Source organism: Thermoplasmata archaeon, from assembly GCA_035532555.1.
Taxonomy (GTDB): domain Archaea; phylum Thermoplasmatota; class Thermoplasmata; order Lutacidiplasmatales; family UBA184; genus Lutacidiplasma.
In genome coordinates this window covers 1-22,597 of record DATKQS010000017.1, presented here as the reverse complement: position 1 = coordinate 22,597, position 22,597 = coordinate 1, and the positions used below count along the sequence as shown (strand labels likewise).

Annotated in this window: 21 protein-coding genes; 10 read left to right on the top strand and 11 right to left on the bottom strand. The window is 68.7% G+C overall.

Features of this window, described 5'->3' with window-relative positions:
- The first annotated feature begins 26 nt into the window (after positions 1-26).
- From VMV28_04385 to VMV28_04375, 3 genes are read left to right on the top strand one after another with little or no spacing between them, the layout of a single operon-like run.
- Positions 27-1,004 (top strand): ABC transporter substrate-binding protein, encoded by a 978-nt coding sequence (locus VMV28_04385; protein HUZ79837.1) that lies wholly within the window; start codon positions 27-29, stop codon positions 1,002-1,004.
- Between the two features lie 4 nt (positions 1,005-1,008).
- The gene (locus tag VMV28_04380; GenBank protein HUZ79836.1) at positions 1,009-2,112 is read left to right on the top strand and encodes an iron ABC transporter permease; all 1,104 of its coding nucleotides are present in this window, start codon (positions 1,009-1,011) and stop codon (positions 2,110-2,112) included.
- Positions 2,109-3,419 carry an ABC transporter ATP-binding protein gene (locus tag VMV28_04375; GenBank protein HUZ79835.1) on the top strand — a complete coding sequence of 437 codons (1,311 nt, stop codon included), beginning with the start codon at positions 2,109-2,111 and terminating at the stop codon, positions 3,417-3,419. Before VMV28_04380 ends, VMV28_04375 begins: the two co-directional genes overlap by 4 nt.
- Here the strand turns inward: VMV28_04375 and VMV28_04370 are convergent.
- From VMV28_04370 to larE, 3 genes are read right to left on the bottom strand one after another with little or no spacing between them, the layout of a single operon-like run.
- A complete protein-coding gene (locus VMV28_04370; protein HUZ79834.1) occupies positions 3,393-4,238 on the bottom strand; it encodes a hypothetical protein in 846 nt (281 codons plus the stop codon). The genes VMV28_04375 and VMV28_04370 overlap by 27 nt on opposite strands.
- 55 nt (positions 4,239-4,293) lie before the next feature.
- Complete coding sequence (gene uvrB / locus VMV28_04365) at positions 4,294-6,330, bottom strand: excinuclease ABC subunit UvrB (GenBank protein ID HUZ79833.1); 2,037 nt, start codon at positions 6,328-6,330, stop codon at positions 4,294-4,296.
- Positions 6,327-7,157 carry an ATP-dependent sacrificial sulfur transferase LarE gene (gene larE / locus VMV28_04360; GenBank protein HUZ79832.1) on the bottom strand — a complete coding sequence of 277 codons (831 nt, stop codon included), beginning with the start codon at positions 7,155-7,157 and terminating at the stop codon, positions 6,327-6,329. The genes uvrB and larE overlap by 4 nt, the downstream gene beginning before the upstream one ends.
- 107 nt (positions 7,158-7,264) lie before the next feature.
- On the opposite strand from larE, the gene VMV28_04355 reads away from it, so the two are divergent.
- Complete coding sequence (locus VMV28_04355; GenBank protein ID HUZ79831.1) at positions 7,265-10,120, top strand: DEAD/DEAH box helicase; 2,856 nt, start codon at positions 7,265-7,267, stop codon at positions 10,118-10,120.
- On the opposite strand, the gene VMV28_04350 is transcribed toward VMV28_04355, so the two are convergent.
- Both VMV28_04350 and VMV28_04345 read right to left on the bottom strand, forming a co-directional pair.
- Positions 10,117-11,244 (bottom strand): hypothetical protein, encoded by a 1,128-nt coding sequence (locus tag VMV28_04350; protein HUZ79830.1) that lies wholly within the window; start codon positions 11,242-11,244, stop codon positions 10,117-10,119. The two genes, VMV28_04355 and VMV28_04350, sit on opposite strands and share 4 nt — an antisense overlap.
- 38 nt (positions 11,245-11,282) lie before the next feature.
- Complete coding sequence (locus tag VMV28_04345; GenBank protein HUZ79829.1) at positions 11,283-11,855, bottom strand: NTPase; 573 nt, start codon at positions 11,853-11,855, stop codon at positions 11,283-11,285.
- 79 nt (positions 11,856-11,934) lie between these two features.
- Between VMV28_04345 and VMV28_04340 the strand changes: the two genes are divergently transcribed.
- Positions 11,935-12,534: a HemK2/MTQ2 family protein methyltransferase gene (locus VMV28_04340; GenBank protein ID HUZ79828.1), complete on the top strand. Its 600-nt coding sequence runs from the start codon at positions 11,935-11,937 to the stop codon at positions 12,532-12,534.
- A 28-nt stretch (positions 12,535-12,562) separates the two neighbouring features.
- Here VMV28_04340 and purQ read toward each other — a convergent pair whose 3' ends face one another.
- The 3 genes from purQ to VMV28_04325 form a co-directional block, all read right to left on the bottom strand.
- A complete protein-coding gene (purQ, locus tag VMV28_04335) occupies positions 12,563-13,393 on the bottom strand; it encodes a phosphoribosylformylglycinamidine synthase I (GenBank protein ID HUZ79827.1) in 831 nt (276 codons plus the stop codon).
- A 64-nt stretch (positions 13,394-13,457) separates the two neighbouring features.
- Positions 13,458-14,690 carry a molybdopterin molybdotransferase MoeA gene (locus tag VMV28_04330; GenBank protein HUZ79826.1) on the bottom strand — a complete coding sequence of 411 codons (1,233 nt, stop codon included), beginning with the start codon at positions 14,688-14,690 and terminating at the stop codon, positions 13,458-13,460.
- Positions 14,691-14,709: 19 nt separating this feature from the next.
- A complete protein-coding gene (locus tag VMV28_04325; GenBank protein ID HUZ79825.1) occupies positions 14,710-15,615 on the bottom strand; it encodes a PfkB family carbohydrate kinase in 906 nt (301 codons plus the stop codon).
- Between the two features lie 84 nt (positions 15,616-15,699).
- On the opposite strand from VMV28_04325, the gene VMV28_04320 reads away from it, so the two are divergent.
- From VMV28_04320 to VMV28_04300, 5 genes are all read left to right on the top strand, one after another.
- On the top strand, positions 15,700-16,788 hold the full coding sequence (locus VMV28_04320; protein HUZ79824.1) for an amidohydrolase family protein: 1,089 nt from the start codon (positions 15,700-15,702) through the stop codon (positions 16,786-16,788).
- Positions 16,785-18,287: a glycine--tRNA ligase gene (locus tag VMV28_04315; GenBank protein HUZ79823.1), complete on the top strand. Its 1,503-nt coding sequence runs from the start codon at positions 16,785-16,787 to the stop codon at positions 18,285-18,287. The genes VMV28_04320 and VMV28_04315 overlap by 4 nt, the downstream gene beginning before the upstream one ends.
- 84 nt (positions 18,288-18,371) lie before the next feature.
- Positions 18,372-19,190, top strand: a complete 819-nt coding sequence (locus VMV28_04310) for a DUF973 family protein (GenBank protein HUZ79822.1) — start codon at positions 18,372-18,374, stop codon at positions 19,188-19,190.
- Positions 19,191-19,247: 57 nt separating this feature from the next.
- Positions 19,248-19,829 carry a hypothetical protein gene (locus VMV28_04305; protein ID HUZ79821.1) on the top strand — a complete coding sequence of 194 codons (582 nt, stop codon included), beginning with the start codon at positions 19,248-19,250 and terminating at the stop codon, positions 19,827-19,829.
- The gene (locus VMV28_04300) at positions 19,826-20,374 is read left to right on the top strand and encodes an AAA family ATPase (GenBank protein HUZ79820.1); all 549 of its coding nucleotides are present in this window, start codon (positions 19,826-19,828) and stop codon (positions 20,372-20,374) included. Before VMV28_04305 ends, VMV28_04300 begins: the two co-directional genes overlap by 4 nt.
- Positions 20,375-20,384: 10 nt before the next feature.
- On the opposite strand, the gene VMV28_04295 is transcribed toward VMV28_04300, so the two are convergent.
- From VMV28_04295 to VMV28_04285, 3 genes are all read right to left on the bottom strand, one after another.
- Positions 20,385-21,032: a hypothetical protein gene (locus VMV28_04295; protein HUZ79819.1), complete on the bottom strand. Its 648-nt coding sequence runs from the start codon at positions 21,030-21,032 to the stop codon at positions 20,385-20,387.
- Positions 21,029-22,063 (bottom strand): transcriptional regulator, encoded by a 1,035-nt coding sequence (locus VMV28_04290; GenBank protein HUZ79818.1) that lies wholly within the window; start codon positions 22,061-22,063, stop codon positions 21,029-21,031. The genes VMV28_04295 and VMV28_04290 overlap by 4 nt, the downstream gene beginning before the upstream one ends.
- 68 nt (positions 22,064-22,131) lie before the next feature.
- On the bottom strand, positions 22,132-22,597 hold a 466-nt coding region (locus tag VMV28_04285), incomplete at its 5' end, for a DDE-type integrase/transposase/recombinase (GenBank protein HUZ79817.1).

Sequence of the window (22,597 nt, the reverse complement as noted above, 5' to 3'; positions counted from 1 at the left end):
GGTCCTCCGCGGTTCCCCCGCGTCGCATGGTCCCCCTGACCTGGCTCGTGGTCGTGATCCTGGTCGTCAGTGGCATCGGCATCGCGAGTGCCGCCGTCTACTTCGCCACGACCGCGAGCGGTACCACCTCGGGGAACCTTACGATCACAGACGATCTGGGGCACCGCGTGACCCTTCCGTACGACCCGGCTCGGGTCGTCGTTCTCGGGCCCAACATCATGGACTCGATGTATCGGCTGGGCCTGCGATCCCACGTCGTCGGGGTCGATTGCTATGCACCGGCATTCGGCGGGCTCTCCGCGGATTACTCTCCCGACCAGATCGCGCTGTGGAATCTCTCCTCGTCAATGTGCATTCAAGCCGAACCGACGTTCGACTTCGAGGCGTTGCTGGCGGCCACGCCTCAGGTCGTTCTCGCTGCTACGTTCGTGCCGGCCGCGGCACTCCAGGAGATCACGGACACCTTCCATATCCCGGTCGTGGTGTTGCAGCCCCCGACCCTGAGCGGGATCGAGATCGACGTCTCGCTCCTCGCTCGGATCTTCGGGGTCACGGCGGGTGCGAACGCGCTGAACACCCAGCTCGCGACCGAGCTATACAACGCGACCGCCGTGGTGGCGAACGCATCGAGCTTCCCGACCGTCCTGGTCACCTACTACGTGGACTCGAATGGGTACTGGACCTTTGGGCCGGGCACGTTCGGACAGTCCTTGATCGAGCTTGCGGGTGGGAGTAGCATCGCCGCGAATGCGACCTTCGAGTATCCCGAGCTGTCCGGCGAGCAGGTACTGGTCGCCAACCCGCACTACCTCGTCTACGCGACCGGCTTCGGTCTGAATGAGAGCGCCTACACGAGCGCGCCGTTCTGGGGCCAGCTCTCCGCGGTGCAAAGTGGGAACCTGACGGGGATGGATTCGAACTGGCTGACCGAGGCCGATCCCACGATGATCCTCTCCGGGTTGCCCGCGCTCCTCGCATTCTTCCATCCTTCGAGCCTTTCCTAGGCCCGTGGAGGAGCGCGCTCCGCCGGCGGTAGGCGAGGCGACTCCCTCGGGGGCGATGCGCCTACGCCGTTCGAGTCCCTGGGCCCTTCTCGGCGCCATCGTAGCGATCGTCGCGGTGGCCGTGGCGCTTTCCTCGCTTCTCGGCACCGTCTTCATCCCACCCCTCACCACCCTTCGACTGCTGTTCGGGTTGCCGAACGCCTGCGCGGGAACCTCTGTGTCGCCGGATCTCTGCACGAGATGGGGCGAGATCATCTGGCAGGCTCGGCTCCCCGAGATCGTCCTCGCCGTGATCGCGGGCGCAGCCCTCGGAATCTCGGGCGCGACCCTCCAGGGGACGTTCCGCAACCCGCTCGCGGACCCGTTCCTGCTCGGCATCTCGAGCGGCGGGACCATCGGCGCTGCGATCGTCTTCGACTTCCACGTCGGCCAGGTCGCGCCGGACCTGTTTCTGCCTCTGTTCGCCTTCATCGGTGCGATCGCGACCGGAGTCGCGATCCTCGCGGTGGCGGTGAGCCGCTACGGCACGGTCGAAACACTTCTATTGACGGGGGTCGCTCTCGCGAGCCTGCTCTCGGCGGTTCTCGCCCTGTTGCTCCTGTACAACCCATCCGGAAGCCAGCAGGTCTCCTACTGGCTCCTCGGTAGCCTCGGCAACGCATCCTGGCCGGTCGATGGGATCGCCTTGGGAGTGCTCCTGATCACCGGCACTCTCCTCAGCCTCTTCGGGCGAGAGCTCAACCTGATGCAACTCGGGGGCGACGTCGCGCGGAGCGCCGGAGTCGACGTACGCCGGGTTCGGATACGGCTGATCCTCCTCGCGTCGTTGACGACGGGCGTCGCGGTCGCGTTCACCGGGATCATCGGGTTCGTCGGTCTCGTCTCGCCGCACGTGGTCCGTCGTATCGCCGGGACCGACTATCGGTACGTCCTGCCCGGCTCGGCCCTCGTCGGAGCGGTGTTCCTGCTGGGCGCCCGGGACTTCGCCCTCCTCGTGTACCCCACCTCCTTGCTGCCGATCGGGATCTTCACCGCGTTCTTCGGAGCCCCGTTCTTCATCTACCTGCTCTTCCGCCGGCGGGTCGGCAGTCCGATGGGGAGCCTGTGAGCGGGACCCCGGCGACCGCTCCGCCCCTCCGGCTCGTGGGCGTCAGCGTCAGCTACGGTGCGCGCACGGCCCTCCGCAAGATCGATCTCTCCGTACGGTCGGGGGAGTTTGTCGCGCTGGCCGGTCCGAATGGCTCGGGGAAAACGACCCTGTTACGCACCGTCCTAGGATTCGTAACCCCGAGCGCCGGTCGCGTGGAACTCTTCGGCGACGCCTTGGAGTCGCTCTCGATACTCGAGCGGGCGCGTCGAGTGGCGTGGCTCCCTCAGGAGGAGAGCCCGCGAGACGATGTTCGACTCATCGATTACGTCCTCTACGGTCGATACGCCTTCCACGGCCTGTTGGAGGGCGACTCGGAGGAAGACTACCGACTCGGGCATTCGATTCTCGAGCAGGTCGGGCTCGCCGATCGAGCCGACGATGGCCTCCTATCGATCAGCGGTGGAGAGCGTCAGCGGGCGGTGCTCGCACGAGCCCTCGCCCAGACGACCCCGCTGCTGCTCCTGGACGAGCCGACTTCCCATCTCGATATCGGTCACCAGCTGGACCTGCTCGCCCGCGTCCGGGACCTCGCGCACCGCCGAGGGGTCACCGTCGTTGCCGCCCTCCACGACCTCAACCTCGCCGCCAGGTTCGCAGACCGCATCGTGGTCCTATCTCGGGGTCGATGCGTCGCGGATGGGCCCCCGGCCGAGATCCTTTCCGAGGGGTTGCTCGCCCAGGTATGGGGCGTGGTAGCGGACCTCCGCCGGGAGCCTCGGACCGGCATGCCCTACCTCATAGCGCACCACCTGACCACGGCCCCGAGGGGGCCCGGATCCGGGACGGGCTTCGGCCCGGTGCACGTGGTGGGCGGGGGCGGAGCGGCGGCCCCATACCTGCGGACCTTCGCGGACGATGGCTACTCCCTGAGCGTCGGGGCGCTCCACCTGCTCGACACCGATGCCGAGGTAGCCGAAGCTCTCCTGATCCGCGGGCCAATCGAAGCTCCGTTCGCTCCTCTCGGCCCCGAGGTCCGCGAGCGGCACCGGGCGCTGCTCGCCGCGGCGAGAGCAATCGTGGTCGCCCCGTTCGTGGTGGGACCGTCGAATCTCGCAAACCTCGAGGACCTGCGCCCCTACGTCCGGACCACTCCGAGCTTCCTGGTGAGTCGCCCGTCCATCACCGAGCGAGACTTCACGGGAGGGCGCGCCACCCAGGTCTATCAGCAGCTTCGCGAGGCCGGTGCCCGCGAGGTGACGGGCATGGAGGAGATCGTTCGGGAGCTTCGGGCGCTCAGCTCAGGCCCGCCGACGCCCTCCGCGTAGGCGGTGCGCGGCCTTCGGAAGCGGCAGCACATCGAGCGGTGGAGGGTCTTGCCCCGAGAACTCTGCCAGGAGTCGGGGTAGGTCACGGTCCATGACGACGATGGTCCCGGGTACTCCGAGCCGCGCCGCCTCCCGAGCTGCGGCGCCGACCGCAAATCGGTGGACGCGGTGGCCGGTCGCTCGACGCAGCGCCTCGAACGCCTCGAGCCCTTCGGCCGCGAGATACTCATCCTCCGTGCCGACGAGCGCGCGAAGCCGGTCCGGTAAGTGAGGATCCGACAGATCGGACTCCGCCAGGGTGCGGATCGAGACCGTCGATGGCTCGAGGGTGACGATGCCCTCGAGATTCGCGACCTCGACGATCCGGCCCTTGGCGGCTCCGCGCGAGACGCGACCCCGGGAGGTCCCCGAAGAACCCGGGCGGGCGGAGAGGAGCCCGTCTCGGATCTCGAGGGAGACGGGGTCGTTCGTGCGAAGATCGGCGAGCGCGATGGCGCGCGTGGAGCGGATCACGTGCAGATGCGCCAGCCTTCGCCGGACATCGTCCTCGAGACGGCCGAGGGTCTCGTGCAGCCACGCGACCCCCTCGAACGTCGGGCGGTAGCGACCATCGCGCAAGGCGACCAGTCCGCGTCGTGCGAGCTGGCGGTAGGTGTGGGAGGCCGCCTGGACCGTCAGTCCGAGGCGTTCGGCGACCGGGCGGAGCTGGGTCGGATGAAGCGTCTCGCATTCGTAGAGGAACAACAGCTCGGTCATCGAACCCCCGCGACGCAGGCCGGCCAGCCCTCCGGCCCGAACCTCGCCGGGTGCGGTCGGCATGGGAGAGACCAGTCGGCCCTCCTAAAACACCCTTTCGCCCCGGGGCAAACAGGGTTTATTTGGCGGGAACGCGGGAGCCCCGGCGCTTCGGGTCTCGCGCCTCCCGCTGGAGGGTCCGCAGGCGGTCGCGGATGCGGGCCGCTTCCTCAAAGTCGAGCCGTTCCGCGGAGAGGCGCATCTCCTCCTCCAAGTTGGCCAGCAGGAGCGGCAGTTGTTCCTTCCACTTTTTGCCGAGACCCGAGATCGACAGCTCTCCGGACGGAGCTTCCTCGTCCGTGGCGAGGAGCGCGCGGACCTCCTTACGGATCGACTCGGGCACGATGCCGTGCTCGCGGTTGTAGGCGACCTGCGTCTCCCTCCGGCGCTTCATCTCGGAGATCGCGCGTGCCATCGAGCCCGTCACTCGATCGGCGTAGAGGACCACACGACCGTCGACGTTGCGGCTCGCGCGGCCGGCCGTCTGGATGAGCGAGGTCTCGCTTCGGAGGTAACCTTCCTTGTCCGCGTCCAGGATCGCGACGAAGCTAACCTCGGGGAGATCGAGACCCTCCCGCAGGAGGTTGATCCCGACCAGTACGTCGAATCGTCCCAGGCGAAGATCGCGCAGGATCTCGATGCGCTTGAGCGTCTCGATCTCCGAGTGCAGATAGCGGACCTTCATTCCGCGGTTCGCGAGATAGCTCGCGAGCTCCTCGGAGGTCGCCTTGGTCAAGGTCGTGACGAGGGCGCGGTCCCCGCGCGCGACCGTAGCCTCGAGCTCGCGCACGAGATCCGCGATGTGGCCCTCGATGGGGCGGACCTCGATGGGGGGGTCGACCAGGCCGGTCGGCCGGATGATCTGCTCCACGATGCCGCTCGAGGCCTTCCGCTCGAACGGTCCGGGGGTGGCCGAGACGAAGACGAGCTGCGGCACATGCGTCAGGAACTCCGGGAACTTCAAGGGGCGATTGTCCCGGCACGAGGGAAGCCTCCATCCGAACTCGACGAGATTGTCCTTGCGACTGCGGTCTCCCTTGTACATCCCTTGGAGCTGGGGGACCGAAACGTGGGACTCGTCCATGAACACGAGGAAGTTCTCGGGGAAGAAGTCGAGCAGCGTGTACGGCGGATCCCCGGCTTTCCGGCCGGAGAAGTACCGCGAGTAGTTCTCGACCCCGGAGCAGTAGCCGGTCTCCCGGATCATCTCGAGATCGTAGTCGGTCCGTCCTTTCAGGCGCTGCGCCTCCACGATCTTCTCGGCCCGGACGAACTCCTGTACGCGCGCGTCCTTCTCAACGTTGATCTCCTCGAGGATGCCCCGCAGGCGCTCGTCGACCGTCATGAAGTGCGTGGCGGGGAAGATCGCGAGGTTCGAGATCTCCCGGACCTCTTCCTGGGTCACGGGATCGAGCTCGGCGATCGATCCCACCGTGCGTCCCTCGAGCGATATCCGGTGGATGGTCTCGCCGGCACCCATCACGTCGATCGTACCTCCCCGCACGCGGAAGCGGCCGCGCTTGAGCTCGTAGTCGTTGCGGGCATACTTCATCCGGACGAGATGCTCGAGCAGGTCCTGCCGTCCAATCTCCTGCCCAACGGTCAGATCGACCACGGACGCTCGGTAGTCCTCCGGCGAACCCAATCCGTAGATGCAGCTAACCGACGCCACGATGAGGACGTCCCGACGGGTCAGGAGCGCCTGGGTCGCCCGGTGCCGCAGCCGGTCGATCTCCTCGTTGATCGACGCGTCCTTCTCGACGAACAGATCGATCTGGGGAACGTAGGCCTCGGGCTGGTAGTAGTCGTAGTAGCTGACGAAGTACTCGACGGCGTTGTGCGGAAAGAGCGCCCGGAACTCGCTAACGAGCTGGGCCGCGAGCGTCTTGTTGGGGGAGATGACGAGGGTCGGCCGCTGGAGGCGTTGGACCACGTGGGCCATCGTGAACGTCTTGCCGCTGCCCGTGACTCCGAGGAGCGTGACGTACTTCTCCTTCCGCTCGATCCGCTCGACGAGCTCGGCGATCGCGGCCGGCTGATCGCCCTGAGGGACCAGCTCGGTCTCCAGTTGGAACTGCCCCGTGAGCTCGGGGTGTGTCGGGGGAGCGGTGCTCATCGCGCGCCGACGGGGGGGAGGAGCCCGTGATACCCCGCAGGGTCGATCGTCACCTGGGCGAATCCGAGCCGGGTCAACCGCTCGGTCAGCGGGATCGTGACGCTCGGGACCGAGAGCCGCCCGACGCCCTCCGGCTCGACCTCGATCCGGGCGGCTCCGGCACGGACCCGAACGCGCACCTGCCGAAAGCCGAGCGCGCGGACGATCTCCTCCGCGCGCTCGATGCGGGAGAGCAGTTCCCGATCGATCGGCTCACCGTGCGCGATCCTCGAGGCGAGGCAGGCGTCCGACGGCTCGTCCCAGTTGGGGAGCGCGCGACGGCGGGCCTCGAGGCGGACGTCCGCCTTGCGCCACCCCGCATCGGCGAGGGGGTGGCGGAACCCCGCCCGCTCCATCGCCGCGATGCCGGGGCGATCCTCCCCGAGATCGTCCCGGTGGATCCCGTCGACGTATTGGCGAGCTCCGCGCTTCACACCCTCGGCCGTCAGGGCTTCGGCCTCGATCGAACGGCAGAAGAAGCAGCGGTTCGATGGATTCTCGCGGTACGACGCGACCGCGAGAGGATCGACCGAGATCGGTCGATGTTCGATGCCGATCGCCCGGGCGACCTGCGCGGCCCGTTCGACCTCCCGACGCGCGACGGCGGGCCCGGTCAGGGTCACCGCGACCGCTTGCTCTCCGAGGGCCTCGAACGCGAGCGCCGCCACCACCGAGGAGTCGACCCCGCCGGACATCGCGATCACGATCGGACCGCCGCCGTCGGCGATGCGTCGGACCACCTCTTCGGTACGCGCGGTAAGGAAGTCATCTGCGCCAAGTTCGGACATCGAAGGAGGAGGCGGAAGCCGCCGACCGCAAAAACGGTTGCCAGGCCCGACGCTCCGGTCCCCCCGCCACGCCTTTCCCCGTACGCCTCCTTCGATCCCAATCGGCTATGAACGCCTCCGAGATCCTCTCCACGCTGGACCTTCTCGACCCCCGCTTGGTCGAGGCCGCCGCGCGGCGGGGCATTCGGGAACTCACCGAGATCCAGCGCCTCGCCCTGCCGCTACTGCACACCGACTCCGACGCCCTCCTCCTCTCTCCGACCGGGAGCGGCAAGACCGAGGCGGCGTTGCTGCCTCTGCTCTCGCTCCAGCTTCGCGATCCGTCCCCTCCGGTGAGCCTGTTGTACGTCACGCCGCTGCGCGCCCTCAACCGGGACCTCGAGCACCGGCTCGTGGGGCTCGCGGGGGATGTCGGCCTGCGCGCCGCCGTGCGTCACGGCGACACGTCGACCTCGCAACGCACGGCCCAATCCCACAAGCCGCCGGACCTACTGCTCACGACCCCCGAGACGCTCCAGCTCCTGTTGGTCGGCAGCCGACTGCGCCAGACCCTGAAGCAGGTTCGCACGGTCGTCATCGACGAGGTCCACGAGCTCGCTCCATCCGATCGAGGGGCGCAACTGGCCTTGACGCTCGAACGGCTCGACGCCTGGGTCGGTCGCCCCGTTCGACGGGTCGGCCTCTCCGCTACGATCGGCAATCCGGAGGAGGTCGCGCGGTTCCTCTCCCCCGCCCCGCGCCGGGTCGAGGTGCGGTCCGCGGGGCGTCCACGCGAGCTCGTGCTCGAGGCCCGACGTCCGCGCACGGATCTCCCTCCGCTCGATGCGGCGCTGGTCGAGGAGTTGAAGGCCGACGACGTGCTCCTGCCCGCGCTACGAGCCCTGGAAGAGGAGATCCGGGCGCACCGGACCACGCTCGTCTTCGTCAACACGCGCCCGACCGCGGAGGGGCTCGGGGCTCGGTTGAACCGCCTCGCCCCGGACCTCGCCATCTCCGTGCACCACGGCTCGCTCTCGCGCGAGGTCCGCGAGGAGGCGGAGCGCCAGTTCCGCGCCGGCGAGCTTCGCGCGCTCGTCGCCACCTCTTCCCTCGAGCTCGGCATCGATGTCGGCGAGGTCGACCATGTGGTCCAGTTCGGCTCGCCCCACCAGGCCGGCCGGCTCGTTCAGCGGGTCGGTCGCTCGGGCCATCGGCTCGATCGGACGATCCATGGAACCGTCCTGTGCCTGGATCTCGACGATCTGGAGGAGGCCGCGATCCTCGCACGCCGGGCACGGGCGGGGATGGTCGAACCGACCCGATGGCGAACCCGCAACCGCCTGGCCGTCGCGCAACAGCTGGTCGCTGCACTTCGGGCCGACGGAGCGGTCGACAAGGCCCAACTGATCGCGCTCCTACGCCGGGCCGCTCCGGCCTCCGAACTCTCGGACGTCGAATGGGAGACGCTCATCGTCTACCTGGAGGGCCTCGGCCTCGCCCGCGAGGCCGGCACGCAGCTCCGGCCCGGCCGCGGCACCCTCGATCGGTTCTACTCCACCCTCTCCCTGATCCCGGACGAGCGGACGTACCGCCTCCGCGACCTCGCGACCCGCAAGCTCATCGGTACGCTCGACGAGCGGTTCGTCCTGACCCAGATCCTGGCTCAGCCGGCGGAGATATTCCTGCTCCACGGCCGAACGTGGAAGGTCGTCGAGCACCGCGAAGGAGAGCTGCTCGTGGAGTCCGTCAACGAGATCGGTCAGGAGCCCCGCTGGGCGGGAGAGGACATCCCCGTACCGTTCGACGTGGCCCAGGAGATCGGTCGCCTGCGGCGCGTCGGCAACTTCGAGGAGTACCCGATATCCCCGCGAGACCGGGTGGGGCTCGCCGTTCGTCGGGAAGGCGCCGCCGCGCTCGATGCGATCCCGGACGATACGCGCGTGACGGTGACCTCCCGGGCCCGTGTCGCGCTGTTCGGCGCGTGCTTTGGTACGCGCACGAACGAGACCCTCGCCGTCGCGACGGCCGCAACGCTGACCGACCGGCTCGGAGCTCGGGTCGAGGTCGCATCGGTCGAACCGACGTGGTTCGTCCTGGAGATGCCGGTCGCCGTCGATCCGGCAACCCTGCGGGATGCCTTCGCGCTACCGCCCGAGGCGCTCGCGCCGTTGATCGAGCGGATCGTTCCCTCGGGACTCGACTACCGCTGGGTGTTCGTCACGGTCGCGCGCAAGTTCGGCGTCATCCCCCGGTCGGCCGATCCGCGCAACCTCCGGACCCTCGACCCGCTGCTCGAAGCGTCGCGCACGAACCCGCTGGGAGAGGAGACGCTGGAGAAGACGCTGCACGATCGGTACGACATCGAGCACGCACGGACGATCCTCGAGGGGGTCCGAGATGGGAAGATCCGGATCGAGGCCGCGCCGTCCTCGCCGTTCTCGGACGGGCCGATCGCGCGGCTGCGCTGGCGGGTGATGAGCGACACTCCGCCCCCAACGCTGCTCAAGGCGTTGCGTCAACGCCTCGATCAGGAACCCCTCACCCTCGTCTGCCTGCGTTGCGGATTCATCCGCACGACCACGCCGGCGCGCTACCGTACGGAGGGAGGGAGCATTTGCCGACTGTGCAAGGGCGCGCTCTCCGCGGTGCTCTCCCCACGCCGGACGGAGGATATCGATCGCCTGGTGCGATACGCGAAGCGCAAGTGGCGCGCGACCGGCGAGGGTTCGCCGCGCGCGCGGGGAAAGGGCGGAGTGAAGGCGACTCCGCACGACACGGAGGTCCTCGTTCGCGCCGCCTACACCTCGGCGGAACTCGTCGCCCACTACGGGCAGCGCGCGCTCTGGGCGCTCGCCGCTCGGGGGGTCGGGCCGGACACAGCCCGCCGGCTGCTCCTGCGGCTGTACCGCAGCGACGACGAGTTCATCACCGAGCTCGTCCGAGCGGAACGGAACTACGCGCGGACCCGGACGTTCTGGGATTAGTCGCTCGGCCCGGGAGGACGCGCGCCGGCCTCGGCCGCGACACGCTCGACGAGGGCGCGCGGAGCATCGGATCGGAACGCGCCCGAGCGCGCATGCGTCCGCGCACACCGCGCGCCCGCCTCGATGAGACCGTCGCGCATCGCAGCGTACGACGGTGGCCGCGCGAGGCCCAACGCTCGAGCGAGCTCGTTGCACTCGTAGTAGAACGGACGGTCAACCTCGGCCTCTTCGGCGAGCCGGGCGAGGAACGCGGCGATCTCCCGAGGCCGCTCGGCGTGGGCGGGCGCTCTCAATGAGCGCACGAGCGCGGCGTCGAAGAGCGGGCCCACCCACATCGGACCGACCGGCCCGGAGCTCCCGAGCGAAGGACCCGCCCACGAGGCCGGATCGATCATCGAGATGGGGTCCGGGCCCGTCGTGGGAAGTTGCGGAGCGATCTCGACGTACGCACGGACGTGGTGGTCGTGAAGATAGCCGAGCAGCGGCCGGAGCACACGGCCCCGGGCCCGGGCCACTTCTGCGACGTGCTTGATCAGGATCCGCAGACCGCCCTCGGGGCCGAGCCGGCCACGGACCGGCCGCGCGCCGTATCGGAGCGCGCAGACCTTGGGTTGCACTCCCGCGAGCACCATCATGTCGGTGGCGGTCACCGCCAGGATCCCCCCCGGGGCGAGCGCTCCGAGCGCGGTCGCGAGGAAGGGCACCGGGGTTCCGTACGGGTCGAGATCGACGTAGTCGAACGGCGCTTCTGGGGGGACCTCCCGGGCGTCGCCGGCCCGCGCGAGCACGCCCCGGGCGCGGAAGCGCTCCGCGTTGACCTCGAGAACGGCCGCTGCCTCGGGGTGAGCCTCGGTCTGAAGCAAGAAGGAAAAGAGCCCGGATTCGTTGGCCATTCGCAGCCCCCGCACCCCGGTCGCCGAGAGCATCTCCCAGCCCCGTATCGGTGCGCCTCGCCGATCGGCGAGCGCGTTCGCGAAGGCGACCCCGATGTCTCGATCGAGCGCCATCGCGGGGTTGTAGAAGACCGCCTGACGCGGCGCGGGACCGCGGTGCGGCTCCGTTCGGGGAAGCGCGAGCTCGGTCCCCCCTTCGCGCGACGGGACCGTCCCGAACTCTTCCGCCATGCTTCCGCCGAGCCGACCGTGCGGGAGGACGCGCCGGATCAGTGCGCGCGTCCGGTCAGGAGATGGACGACCTTGAACGCGAGCAGGTTCTTGTTCACGGGGGTCACCTCGAGCAGGCGGAGCTCGTCGCGCCGCCGAATGTCCTGGAGGAGCGGGTTGCGCGACTTCTTGTGCAGGGTCATCACGATCGATTTGTTCGTCCCGAGCGTATCGACGATCGCCTGGGTGAACACTTCGCTCTCGACCTCCATTTTGCCGACCTCGTCGATGACGATGACGTCCGCCGATTCGCGCGCCTCGGCGAGGGCCCGGGTGCCCAGCCCCTCGAGTGCCGCGACGTTGATGCCGTAGCGGCCGGAGCGGACGCGGGATTTCAGGTCCTCGTGCGCGAAGACCTCGTGGTCCTTCGTCATCCAGTCCGTGATCTGGAAGCCTCTGCGGCGGTTCTTCTCCACGATCGGCTCGGTCACGACGCCGCCGACCTTGATCCCCTCCTGCTCGAGCAGCTGGATGATCCGCAATAGGGTCTGGGTCTTCCCCGAACCCGGTAGTCCGGTAATACCGATTTTTACGGGAGCAGCGAGACGCCGAGGCACGGACAATAACTCCACAAACACCCCGGTACCAGTCAATCGGATAATAAGCCATCGTGGGCCGTCACACAGCGACACGCGCTCGGAGAACATGGACGTGGCCGCTTCCGACCGCATCTACCCTCCTCGGGAGGACTCCGGGCTCCTTCTACCCTACGCCCGGGTCTCCCGCGGCACATCCGTTCTAGAGATTGGGACGGGGAGCGGGGTCGCCGCGCTGACCGCGGCCCGGTGCGGAGCCCGGGTCGTCGCGACCGATCGGAATCCGCACGCCCTCTGGCGTCTACGACGATCGGCGAAGGTCGAGCATCTCGATCTGGAGCCGGTCCGCACGGACCTCGCGCGCGGACTCGGCCGATTCGACCGCATCCTCGCGAATCCGCCCTACCTCCCCACGCGCGCCGAGGATCGGGATCCCGACCCGTGGCAGAACCTCGCCCTGGACGGGGGGCCGGACGGAACGAGCACGACCGAACGGATCCTCGCTGAACTGCCCGAGCACCTCGCGCCGCAGGGAAGTGCGTACCTCGTGGGGTCCTCGCTCCAGAGCCCCGCGAGCATGCGCCGGCTCCTCGATCGGTGGCGCGCGCGTGGGGGGCGCGAGGAGCTCCTCGTCTCCCACCGCATGGAGGGAGAAACCCTCGAGGTGCGACGGTTCTCCATCCCTTCGGAGCCACGCCGCGAGCTCGGACGCTAGCGGCTCGTGCGTCGTGGTTCCGGCCGGCTCAGCCGTGGCGATCCGCGTAATCGACCACGGCCTCGAGGAATCGGTGGCCGTCCCCAAATCCCTCGGCGCCCTCGCTGCGAGTCCAATCGGGAGCTTGCGCGCGGAAGAAGGCCCGCTCCGGGTGGGGCATCAGTCCGAACACGTTGCCTCGAGGGCTCACGAGGCCGGCCACGTTGCCTTCCGAACCGTTCGGATTCCACGGGTAGCTCGCCGTGCGGCCGTCCGGCGCGACCCAGCGGAACAGGACCTGCCCCGCCTCTTCCAGGGCCCGTAGGCGTTCCCCGGGCCGGCCCGCGAGCACGAGCTTACCTTCGCCGTGACCGGACGGAAAGAGGAATCGTTCCCCTCGCGGGGTGTCCCGCAGCGGGGGGAATGCGCCCCCCTCCCAGGCCACGAAGGTCGGACGACACTCGTAATGACCGGAGTCGTTCGTGATGAGCGCCGCCTCGGGGGTCCCGAGCTTTCCGGAAGGGCGACCGGGAAGGACTCCGAGCTCCGTCAGGATCTGGAAGCCGTTGCAGATCCCGCCCACGATCCGGCCGCTCTGCGTGAACGCTTCGAGGTCGCTTCCGATCGATGCGCGGATCCGGGCTGCGAAGATCGCGCCGGCCCGAACGTAGTCTCCTGCGGAGAATCCTCCGGGGAACAGGACCATCTGGAAGTCGGAGAGCGTGCGGCGTTCGGAGGCTTCCACGTCACGGCGTTCGAGCTGCTTGAGATGGACGATCTCGGGGGAGGCGCCGAGATGTTCGAACGCCACCCGGAGCTCGTGATCGCAATTGGTTCCCTCGATGGATACGAGAGCGATCCGAAGGTCCTTCCGGGACACGATCCCCCGAGCGGACGGCGGGGCATAACCGTTCGCGCCGGTGGCCGGGGACGTAGGAACGTCCCTACGCCGGGCCTAGGGGCGGGAGCAGTCGGTGGGCGCCGACGATGGATCCGCGCCGCAAGGGAGCGCCTCCCGGCGGCACGATCGCGAAGGCGCCGACCCCCGAGAGGCTCGTGATCGCGTGGGAGTCGTGGAACGTGGGGTAGCCGAGCCCGCCTTCGAGGCGCAGAGGCACGACCGTGGTCAGGTCGGGGCTCGGGCGGTCCGGGGACCCGGCCAGCTTCACCCGGATCTCCTCCCACCCTGGGCCCGGGAGTCTCGCGAGCCGTCGGAGCATCGGCAGCAACAGCCAGTAGGCATTCGACAGGCAGGAAGTGGGATGGCCGGGCATGGCAACGACGAGCTTACCGCCCCGAACGGCAGCGAGGGTGGGCTTGCCCGGACGCACGGCGATGCCACGGAACAACACGCGCCCCACTCGCGGAAGGATCTGGGGAAGGTAATCACGCTCGCCGACCGAGCTGCCGCCGGTGACGAGAACGAGATCGCTACGGCGGAGCGCCGACCGGATGGCTCGCTCGATGGCTCGGGGATCATCGGCGACGGGAAGCTCGGAGCGCGGGACCCCACCGGTGGCGTGGATGACCGCGCTCAGCGTCGCATTGTTGCAGTCGTAGATCCCGCCGTCCTTCCAGGGCTCTCCCGGGGCGAGGAGCTCGTTGCCGTTGGGAACGATCGTGACGACCGGTCGGGCGTACACTTCGGCCCGGTCTCGCCCGATCGCGGCGATCCCGCCGATCGCGGCGGGGGTCAGCACTTCTCCGGCCCCCACGACCTGCGCTCCGAGGGCGATGTCCTCCCCCCGGTCGGCGATCCGCGATCCCGCGGCCACGGGGTGGTTCACGACGATATTCGCACCGGCACGGCGGACCCGTTCGAAGATCTCGATAGAGTCGGCGCCCGTGGGAAGGCGACCGCCGGTGGCGATCGCGACGCACTCTCCGGCCTTCACGCGGCGGCCGAACCGTCCCTCCGCGAACACCTCTCCCACGATGGACAAGCGTACCGGGCTCGCCCGGCTCGCTCGTGCCACATCGGCACTTCGAAAGGCGTAGCCGTCCCAGGTGGCGCGCGGGAACGCGGGGATCGGTCGTGGGGCACGAACCGTTCGAGCCGCCACCCGCCCGATCGCCGCGGCCAATGGGACTCGCTCCGTTCGATCGATCGGGCGCGCCTCGCGTAGGAGACGACTCTGGGCGACCCCGATCGGGAGCAAGTGCCGGAACGCGCGCATCTCCACCGCCGCGTCCTCCCTAGTCGTGTCGCCGGTGCGACCCGTCCGTCCAGCTTCCCTCGATCCAGCGAGCCGCCGCCCGAGTGCCGGCCCCGACGCACCGACCGAGATCGGCCCCCGCGAACCACGCCGTGTAGAATCCCCCGCGGAATGCGTCCCCGGCACCCACGAGCGTAACCCTGCGGTGCGGGCGGGCAGCGGCGACGTGGACGCGTCCCGCGCGGGAGAACGCGCTCGCCCCCTTGCGGCCCTCGGTCCGGATCACGAGCGGGACGAATTCGATCAGACGCTCGACCCGGGAGAGCCCCAAGATCCTTCCGGCCCGCTCGATCTCGGAGACGTTCCCGAAGAGGATCTCGCTTTGCTTGAGGAGGGCGCGCAGCCTTCGGCGATCCCATCGGTAATGGATCTCCTGGGCGGGATCGAAGGAGATGCGGACGTGGGCCGCTCGTGCGGCCGAGGCGATCCGCAGATACCAATCCGGCTCGCCGGTCGTCAGGTGCATCCAGGTGTGCCGGGCGATCGCGGAAGAGGGGACCTTGGCCCTCGCCGCCTCGGCTCCCATCACGCCCTGCTCGATGAAGGTCCGCTGACCGTGGTGGGAATCCTCCACGATGTAGCACGCCGGGGTCGGAGCGCCTCGGATCCGCTCCGTCATCGACAGATCGATCCCATCCGTACGGAGGCGGTTCCAGAAGTCGACGGGAAAGCCGTCCCCGAGCCGGCTCCACAGGCTCGTTCGCACCCCATAGCTCGCGGCGACACGGGCGATGTTGCTCGCCGTACCTCCCAGTCGGATCTGGCTCGCAAGTACGGGTACGGTGCGATCGCGGTCGGGGAACGCACTCACGGAGAGGATACGGTCCACGTTGACGTGGCCCACGACGAGGAGGTCTCGGTCGATCGGGCGGTGTTGGACGGCCATGCGCGCTCGGCCGGGGGAAAGCGCTCGGGCCAAAGCCGTTTGCCCCGAGGAGGGCTTCATATCACGCGGCTCCGTGGCGCGAACATGTCCCTGATCGTGGAGGGTTCGATCTTCGACGTCGACGGCGCGCGCGCCGCATACGTTCGGTTCGAGGGGGAACGGATCGCCGAGATCGGCCAGATCGGGACGGACTCGACGCGTGGGCGGGTCCGTCGGATCCGGGGGATCGTGGCCCCTCCTCCCGTCAACTCCCACACGCATCTCGGGGACGCCGTCTCCTCTCGCGAACCGCCTGCCATCTCGTTCCGGGAGATGGTGGGACCTCCGAACGGGTTCAAGTTCCGCCTGCTCGCGGCGGCCGGCCCGAGGGAGAAGCGCGAGGCGGTGCGCCTCGCGCTCGGTCGGATGGTCGAGGAAGGGATCCGGGCGGTCGTCGACTTCCGCGAGGAGGGCGTGGCCGGGGTGCGGATGCTTCGTCGCGCCGCTCAGGGCCTCGGGATCCGGGTCGTCGCGCTGGGTCGACCGCTCGCGCGCCCGATCGAGCGCGCCGAACTCTCCGAGTTGCTCGCGATCGCCGACGGAGTGGGCCTCGCCTCGGCACGGGAGGAAGCGACCGAGACCCGACGCACGGTAGCTCGTGCCTGCCGCGTCGCGAAGAAGCGCTATGCCCTGCACGCCAGCGAGGAGCGGCGCGAGCGGGTCGACGCCTACCTCGATCCGAGACCCGACCTGCTGGTTCACATGACCTACGCTACGCGGGGGGATTTCGAGACCGTTCGGGACGCGGGAACGAGCGTCGCGGTCTGCCCACGCTCCAACGCCTTGTTCGGTCGGCGGCCGGCGCTCGCGACGATGGAGAAGCTCGGGCTCTCCGTCCTGCTCGGGACGGACAATGCGATGCTCCATGCCCCCTCAATCTGGCGGGAGCTCGAGTTCGCCTACGTGTCGAGCCGGCTCTCCGGGGAGCGAGTGTCGAGCGGCTTCCTCGCGCGCGCCGCTCTGGTCGAACCGTGGAACTGGCTCGGTATGCCGCGCGCGGCCCGCATCGATCTCGAGGGCGCGGTTCCGCCGCTCGTATTGCGCCTGCCCGCGGACGATCCCGCCTACCAGATCGTGACCCGGGTGACCGAACAGGTTATCCTCCGGTCGGGGAGACGAGGGCGCGGGGCATGAAGAGCGACGAGCTGTTCGCGCTGTTGCGCCGTCGAGGGGTGCTCTGGCCCTCCGCCGAGATCTACGGCGGGGCCCAGGGACTCTACGACTATGGTCCCCTCGGGACCGCGCTCAAGCGTCGTATCGAGGACACCTGGAGCGCATGGTTCCTGGGTCTCTCCGAGGACTACCATCTCATCGAACCGGCCGAGATCCTCCCGGAAGCGGTGGTGCGCGCCTCGGGACACCTCGAGAACTTCACCGATCCCGAGGTGAGCTGCGACTCCTGCCACTCGGTCTTCCGGGCCGACACGCTTCTCGAAAAGGTCCGCCCCGAAGGTGTGGACGGTCTCTCCGCCGCCCAGATCGGAACGATCCTGGCGGAGTCCGCGGTCTCCTGCCCGAGCTGCGGGAAGCGCACGCTCAGCGTGCCGCGTCCGTTCAACATGATGTTCGGGCTCGACTTCGGTGTCACCGGCGACGAGCGGGCCTACCTACAGCCGGAGACCGCCCAGGGAAGCTACCTCGCTTTCGCCCGGATGTGGGACGTGGGACGCCACGCGCTCCCCCTCGGGATCGCCGTCATCGGCAAGGCCTACCGCAACGAGATCGCCCCCCGGCAGGTCCTGTTCCGTATGCGAGCGTTCACGCAAGCGGAGCTCCAGATCTTCTTCGACCCGGCGGCGTTCCCGGTCCCATTTGACCGCGTCCGCCAAGAGGAGCTCCCCGTGCTCCGCGTCCCGGCCCGAGAACGGGGGGAGGAGTCTCCCGAACGGGTGAGCGCAGAGAAGCTCGTCGAATCGGGGTTGCCCGAGTTCTACGTCTACCACATGGTGCAATCCTACTGGTTCTACCGGGACGTACTGAAGTATCCGGCCGATCGCATCCGGCTGTTCGAGAAGTCCGACGCCGAGCGAGCGTTCTACAATCGGATCCAGTTCGACATCGAGGTCCACCTGGAGAGCCTGGGCGGCTACAAGGAGCTCGGGGCCGTTCATTACCGTGGAGATTACGATCTGACCCGGCACGGGAAGGGCTCGACCAAGGACCTGAGCGTGACGACCAAGGATGGGCACCGCGTGCTTCCCCACGTGCTCGAGCTGACGTTCGGGGTCGACCGTAACCTTTGGGCGCTCGCCGACACCCATCTCGTCCACGACGGGGATCGCTCCGTCTGGAAGCTGCCTCCCTACCTCGCTCCGGTCGCGGTGGGCGTCTTCCCGCTGCTCCGCAAGGAGCACACCGCGTACGCCCGCGCGCTTACCGACGAGCTCGCGCGCGACGGAATATCGGTCGAGTTCGACGACGCGGGCACGATCGGGAAGCGCTACGCTCGGATGGACGAAGCGGGCACGCCGTACTGCGTGACGGTCGACGGGGGGACCGTCGCGTCGGAAGGGCCCGAGCAGGACACCGTTACCGTCCGCCTCCGGGACACGAAGGCCCAGGAGCGCGTCGCCCGCAACGGCCTCGCTTCCCGCATTCGGCCCTCGCTCCACCCACCGCGACCCTCGGGTTGAGCGCCGGTTCGCTCGCTCCGCAGCCTTTCCATCGAAGGTGCCAGGGTTTTCCGCTCGACGCCCGTCCCACCTGGGAGGATCCCGATGAAGGTCTGCCTATCCTGCGGTCAGGTCGCGGAGAACACCGATGCGTTCTGCCCCCGCTGTGGTAAGCCGTTGCCGGTCTCTGCCGCGGCGTCGCCCGCCGCCGTTTACGTCTACCAGATGCCCTCGTCGCCGCCCCCCTCTGCGGACGAACTGCCGTCGATGGAACGGTTTGGCACGGCCTCGCTCCTCGGCCTGCTCGCCTTCCTGGCCTCGACCGCCTCCGGAGTGGTGATGATCGTCTACCTGCGCGGAGCGATCCTCATCAACACTGCGAACAACACCGTGACGATCAGCTCGAACATCATCCCGCTGCTCTGGTTCTCGGCGGGCGTCGAGGCGGTCTCCCTCGCGATCCTGATCGGGAGCCTCTACTACTACCGCCAGGTGTTCGTCGGCCTTCGCGATCGCGCCCCTACGTTCTCGACCCCCGCGGCCCTCGCAGTGCTCGCGATGGTCGGCGCCGCGCTTCTCATCGTGGGCTCGTTCGTCGAGGTACAGTACACGGTCGGGCTCATCCACTGCCTGAACCAGCCGGGAGCTACCACGGGGAGCTGTGCCGGCGGAGGGGCGGTCGTGGCCTCCCTCGGTCTCGTTGGGGTCGCGGCGATCGTGTTCTTCATCGGGCTCGTCGGGGTCCTCATCGGGGTCTGGCGGGTCGGCGTCCGCTACCGGACCGATCTTCCCCGGATCGGAGCCGTCCTATCGATCTTCCCGTACATCAACTGGATCGGGATGCTCCTGAACTACCTGGGGGCCGCCCAGATCCGCAGCCGCCTGCGAGGCGGTAGTGGCCCGGGCTCCGGTGGAGCTGGGTAGGGACGAGCTCGCGAGTGCTACACAACGGATATATGGCGAATCCGGGTCCACCGGTCGATGGCAAGCGGCGGGGCTCCCCCTCCCTCGGGTGATCGGGCCCAGACGGTTGCCGCGACCCGCCAAGCGCGCTGGAACTCCCAGGAGTACGGCGACGAGACCAAGCTCAGGGAGATTTCCGCGAAGCACGCCCGCATCTCCGCTCGCGCCGGCCAGCGGGCCGCCCGCTACAACACGCACGTCGACAAGCTGCGCCACCAGGCGGCGACGCTGAGGGAGAAGGCGCTCGACATCCGCACGCCCATCCCGAAGCTCCATGCCGACATCGACTCTCTGCGTCTCCAGGTCAAGACCGCGACCTCAGGCGACCCGAAGGCCGCTCACGGAACCGATGTGACGAAGCTGCAGTACCGCGCACGCAAGCTCGAGCAGAAGGTCGCCAACCGCGAGGCCCGTGCTTCCCGGATGGAGGCCCGCGCCGCGGCCAAGTCCCAGAAAGCGGCCGAGCTCCGGGTCAAGGCCGACAAGTTCACCGAGACCCAGCGGGCCGCCGGTGCGGAAGCGACGAGCTACCAGCAACGCGCCGATCAACTTCAACTCACGAGGCAAGGGACCTCGGGCGACGCGCCCCGCCTACCATGATCCTGGTCGTGACCGTCGGCATGCCCGGGTCGGGCAAGGACGAGCTAGTGGAGGTCGCGCACTCGGTCGGGCTCGCCACGCTGAAGATGGGAGACCTCGTGCGCGACGAGACGCGCCGGCGCGGCCTCGCCCTCAACAACGCGAACGTCGGCCGGATCGCTTCGGAGGAGCGCGACAAGCACGGACCCGGAGTATGGGCCCAGCGGGCCCTCCCGAAGCTCACCGAGACCCGGATGCTCGTGGACGGCTGCCGGTCGGACGCCGAGGTCACCGTCTTCCGCCACCATTTCGGGGACCTCTTCGTCCTCGGGATCTACTCCTCCCCCGAGACCCGGTACGACCGTCTGGAGCGGCGCGGGCGCAAGGACGACGGCGCGGACCTGCAGGAGTTCTACGACCGGGACCGTCGCGAGATGAAGTGGGGGATCGGCAACGCCTTCGTCCTGGCGGATGGGATGCTGGTGAACGAAGGATCGCTCGACGAGTTCCGCCGCGCCGCTCGCGCGACCCTCGAGCATATCCTCCGACGCGAGGACGACGGCTGAGCCGCCCGGCCTAGCGCGACGGACGCGCTTCGTCCGCGCCCATTCCCCGGGCGACGAGCGCGAACCGCTCCCGGTCGACGACGATGCCGACCCGATCGTGCGTCCCCGCGAGCTCGAGAGCCGCGGCCGCGAGGAAGGTATCGCGCTCGGCGAGGAACGCGCGGGAACCTCGTCCGGAGGAGAGGGTTCGGTCCCACGCGAGCGCGTACTCGTCCGGTCCGTCGGCGGGCGGTGGAGAGCGGCCGAGCCGATGCTCGCGCAGCGTCCGCCGCACGAGCTCGATGTAGCCTATGTGCCGCGTGAACATGTCCGCCGCGCCGATGTCGGACGCATCGAGGGGCGCCACGGGGATCTTCCGCGCCTGGGCCCATTCGAGGATCGCGATGAACGCCGGGCTCGGCACCCGGACCTCTCCGTAGCGCGTGAGCCCCGCGACCTCCTGGCGCTCGACCTGGGTCAGCGGGACGACCTCCTCGGCATCGGCACTGGCAAAGTACTCGACGAGACCCTGGAGTTCCTCCTCGGACAACCCGACTCCGATCACATCCGGCCCGAACCGGTCCAGAGCGGCGAGCACGTCCGGGACCTCGGGCGCGTACCCGCGGACCGTTCCGACCAGCAGGATCTCCGGCCGGCCCGGGATCCCGGTGGCGATCACGATCGTTCCCGCTCGGTGATCGCGTCGATCAGGTCGTCGCGGTCGCGGTGCCGCTTGAGTTCGGAGACCGAGAGGATGGGGAGGCCCCCGATCGAGTTGCGGTGGATGGACTCCCGGACGACGAACATCGCGTGGCCTTCGGCCACGCGCGCGAGCTGGTGCAGGACCTCGGCTCGGTGGATCGCGGTACGCAAGCTCCCGATGGCGGTCAGGATGATCTCGCGTTCGGCGTCGCTGGGCGGCGTGCGCGTGAACGCATCGAAGGGAGCACGGGTCGTCGGCGCGACCTCCCAACCCATGCCATCGAGCTGGCGGAAGACGCCGTCCCGCAGCGGGTCGCCGGTTCGGGCGCGGGTCGGCTCCGGGACGTTCGGCTCCCCTCGTCCCTCTTCAGCCGCGGAGGTCCGTCGCGCCTCGTTCGACCCGACTCGGGCGCCTCTCGGCACCATCGGAATATCGAACACCGCGATCGGCACCGCGATCGGTTCGCCGAAGTACTCCTCGATCCGCGCGACCACGCTCATCTCGGCGCCGGATCCGTCCTCGTAGAGCTGGACGGAATGGCGCGAGACCCCCGCGATCGCGGCCATCGCGCCGAGCGACAGCGCTCGGGCCTCGCGCAGCTCCCGGAGATGGCCTCCATCGATGCGTGCGAACACTCCGCCCGGGCTCGACAGGAGGAAGGGGGAGAGGGCCTTCTCCACGTACTCCTGCAGCGTTTCCTCCCGGATGATGGGAGCCTCGTAGCGCGTGTAGACGACCCCGGGCTCGAGTTCCGAGGCCCCGGAGGTCTCCCCGACCACGACCGCCACGGCCGGGAACAGTCGGCCGAGCTCGAGCAGTCGGGTGGCTTCGTTGCGGTTGAGGGTGTCGATGTTCTTGAGTACCTTGACGAGGAGGAGCAGCGAGTCTCGCCGGGCGGCAAGATCGAAGCTGGAGGGGCGGACCCCGTGGGCATCCGAGACGAAGAACCCGGCACGCTCGAGCATCTCACGGATGCGCCGGATCGATCGTTCGCGGGTCCTCTCCATCGGTGGCTCGGTTAAAAAAGTGAGTTCTTGTATATAAAAGAGGCCTACGTGCTTCTGGGTTCTGTAACCTAATCGTCCGGTCCGACCCCCTCCGCGACGGGTGTAACAATTCGGCTGGTGGCAAGGTCGAGGAGGGTCCGCCACCGGAACGTCCCCAGGTCGGGAAGTCCCGCCGCGATCCCGGGGGTGGTCCCGAGTGTCAGGTGGGTTTTCACCATGTCGTAGTGAACCCGCCACCCCTCGGATAGCGCCTCCGCGCCACCGTCGTTGTCGTAGGCCCTCATGGTCTTGGTCCGGTCCTTCTGGCTCCCGTGCATCCGCTCGATTCGGTTGTTCGAGTCCTTGGCCCTAATCGACGGAACCCTCCGGTGAATCCCCTCCCCGAACTCGACCTTGACCGCCCAAGGGTAGGCGTTCATCCCATCCGAGCGGACCTCGGTGGGCCGGACCGGCGTCGCCAGCTTTGCCTTCTCGAATGGAAGGCGAGTCTCGCTGAAACTCCGCGCCTTCGAGACCGCCGTCGCAAGGAGGAAC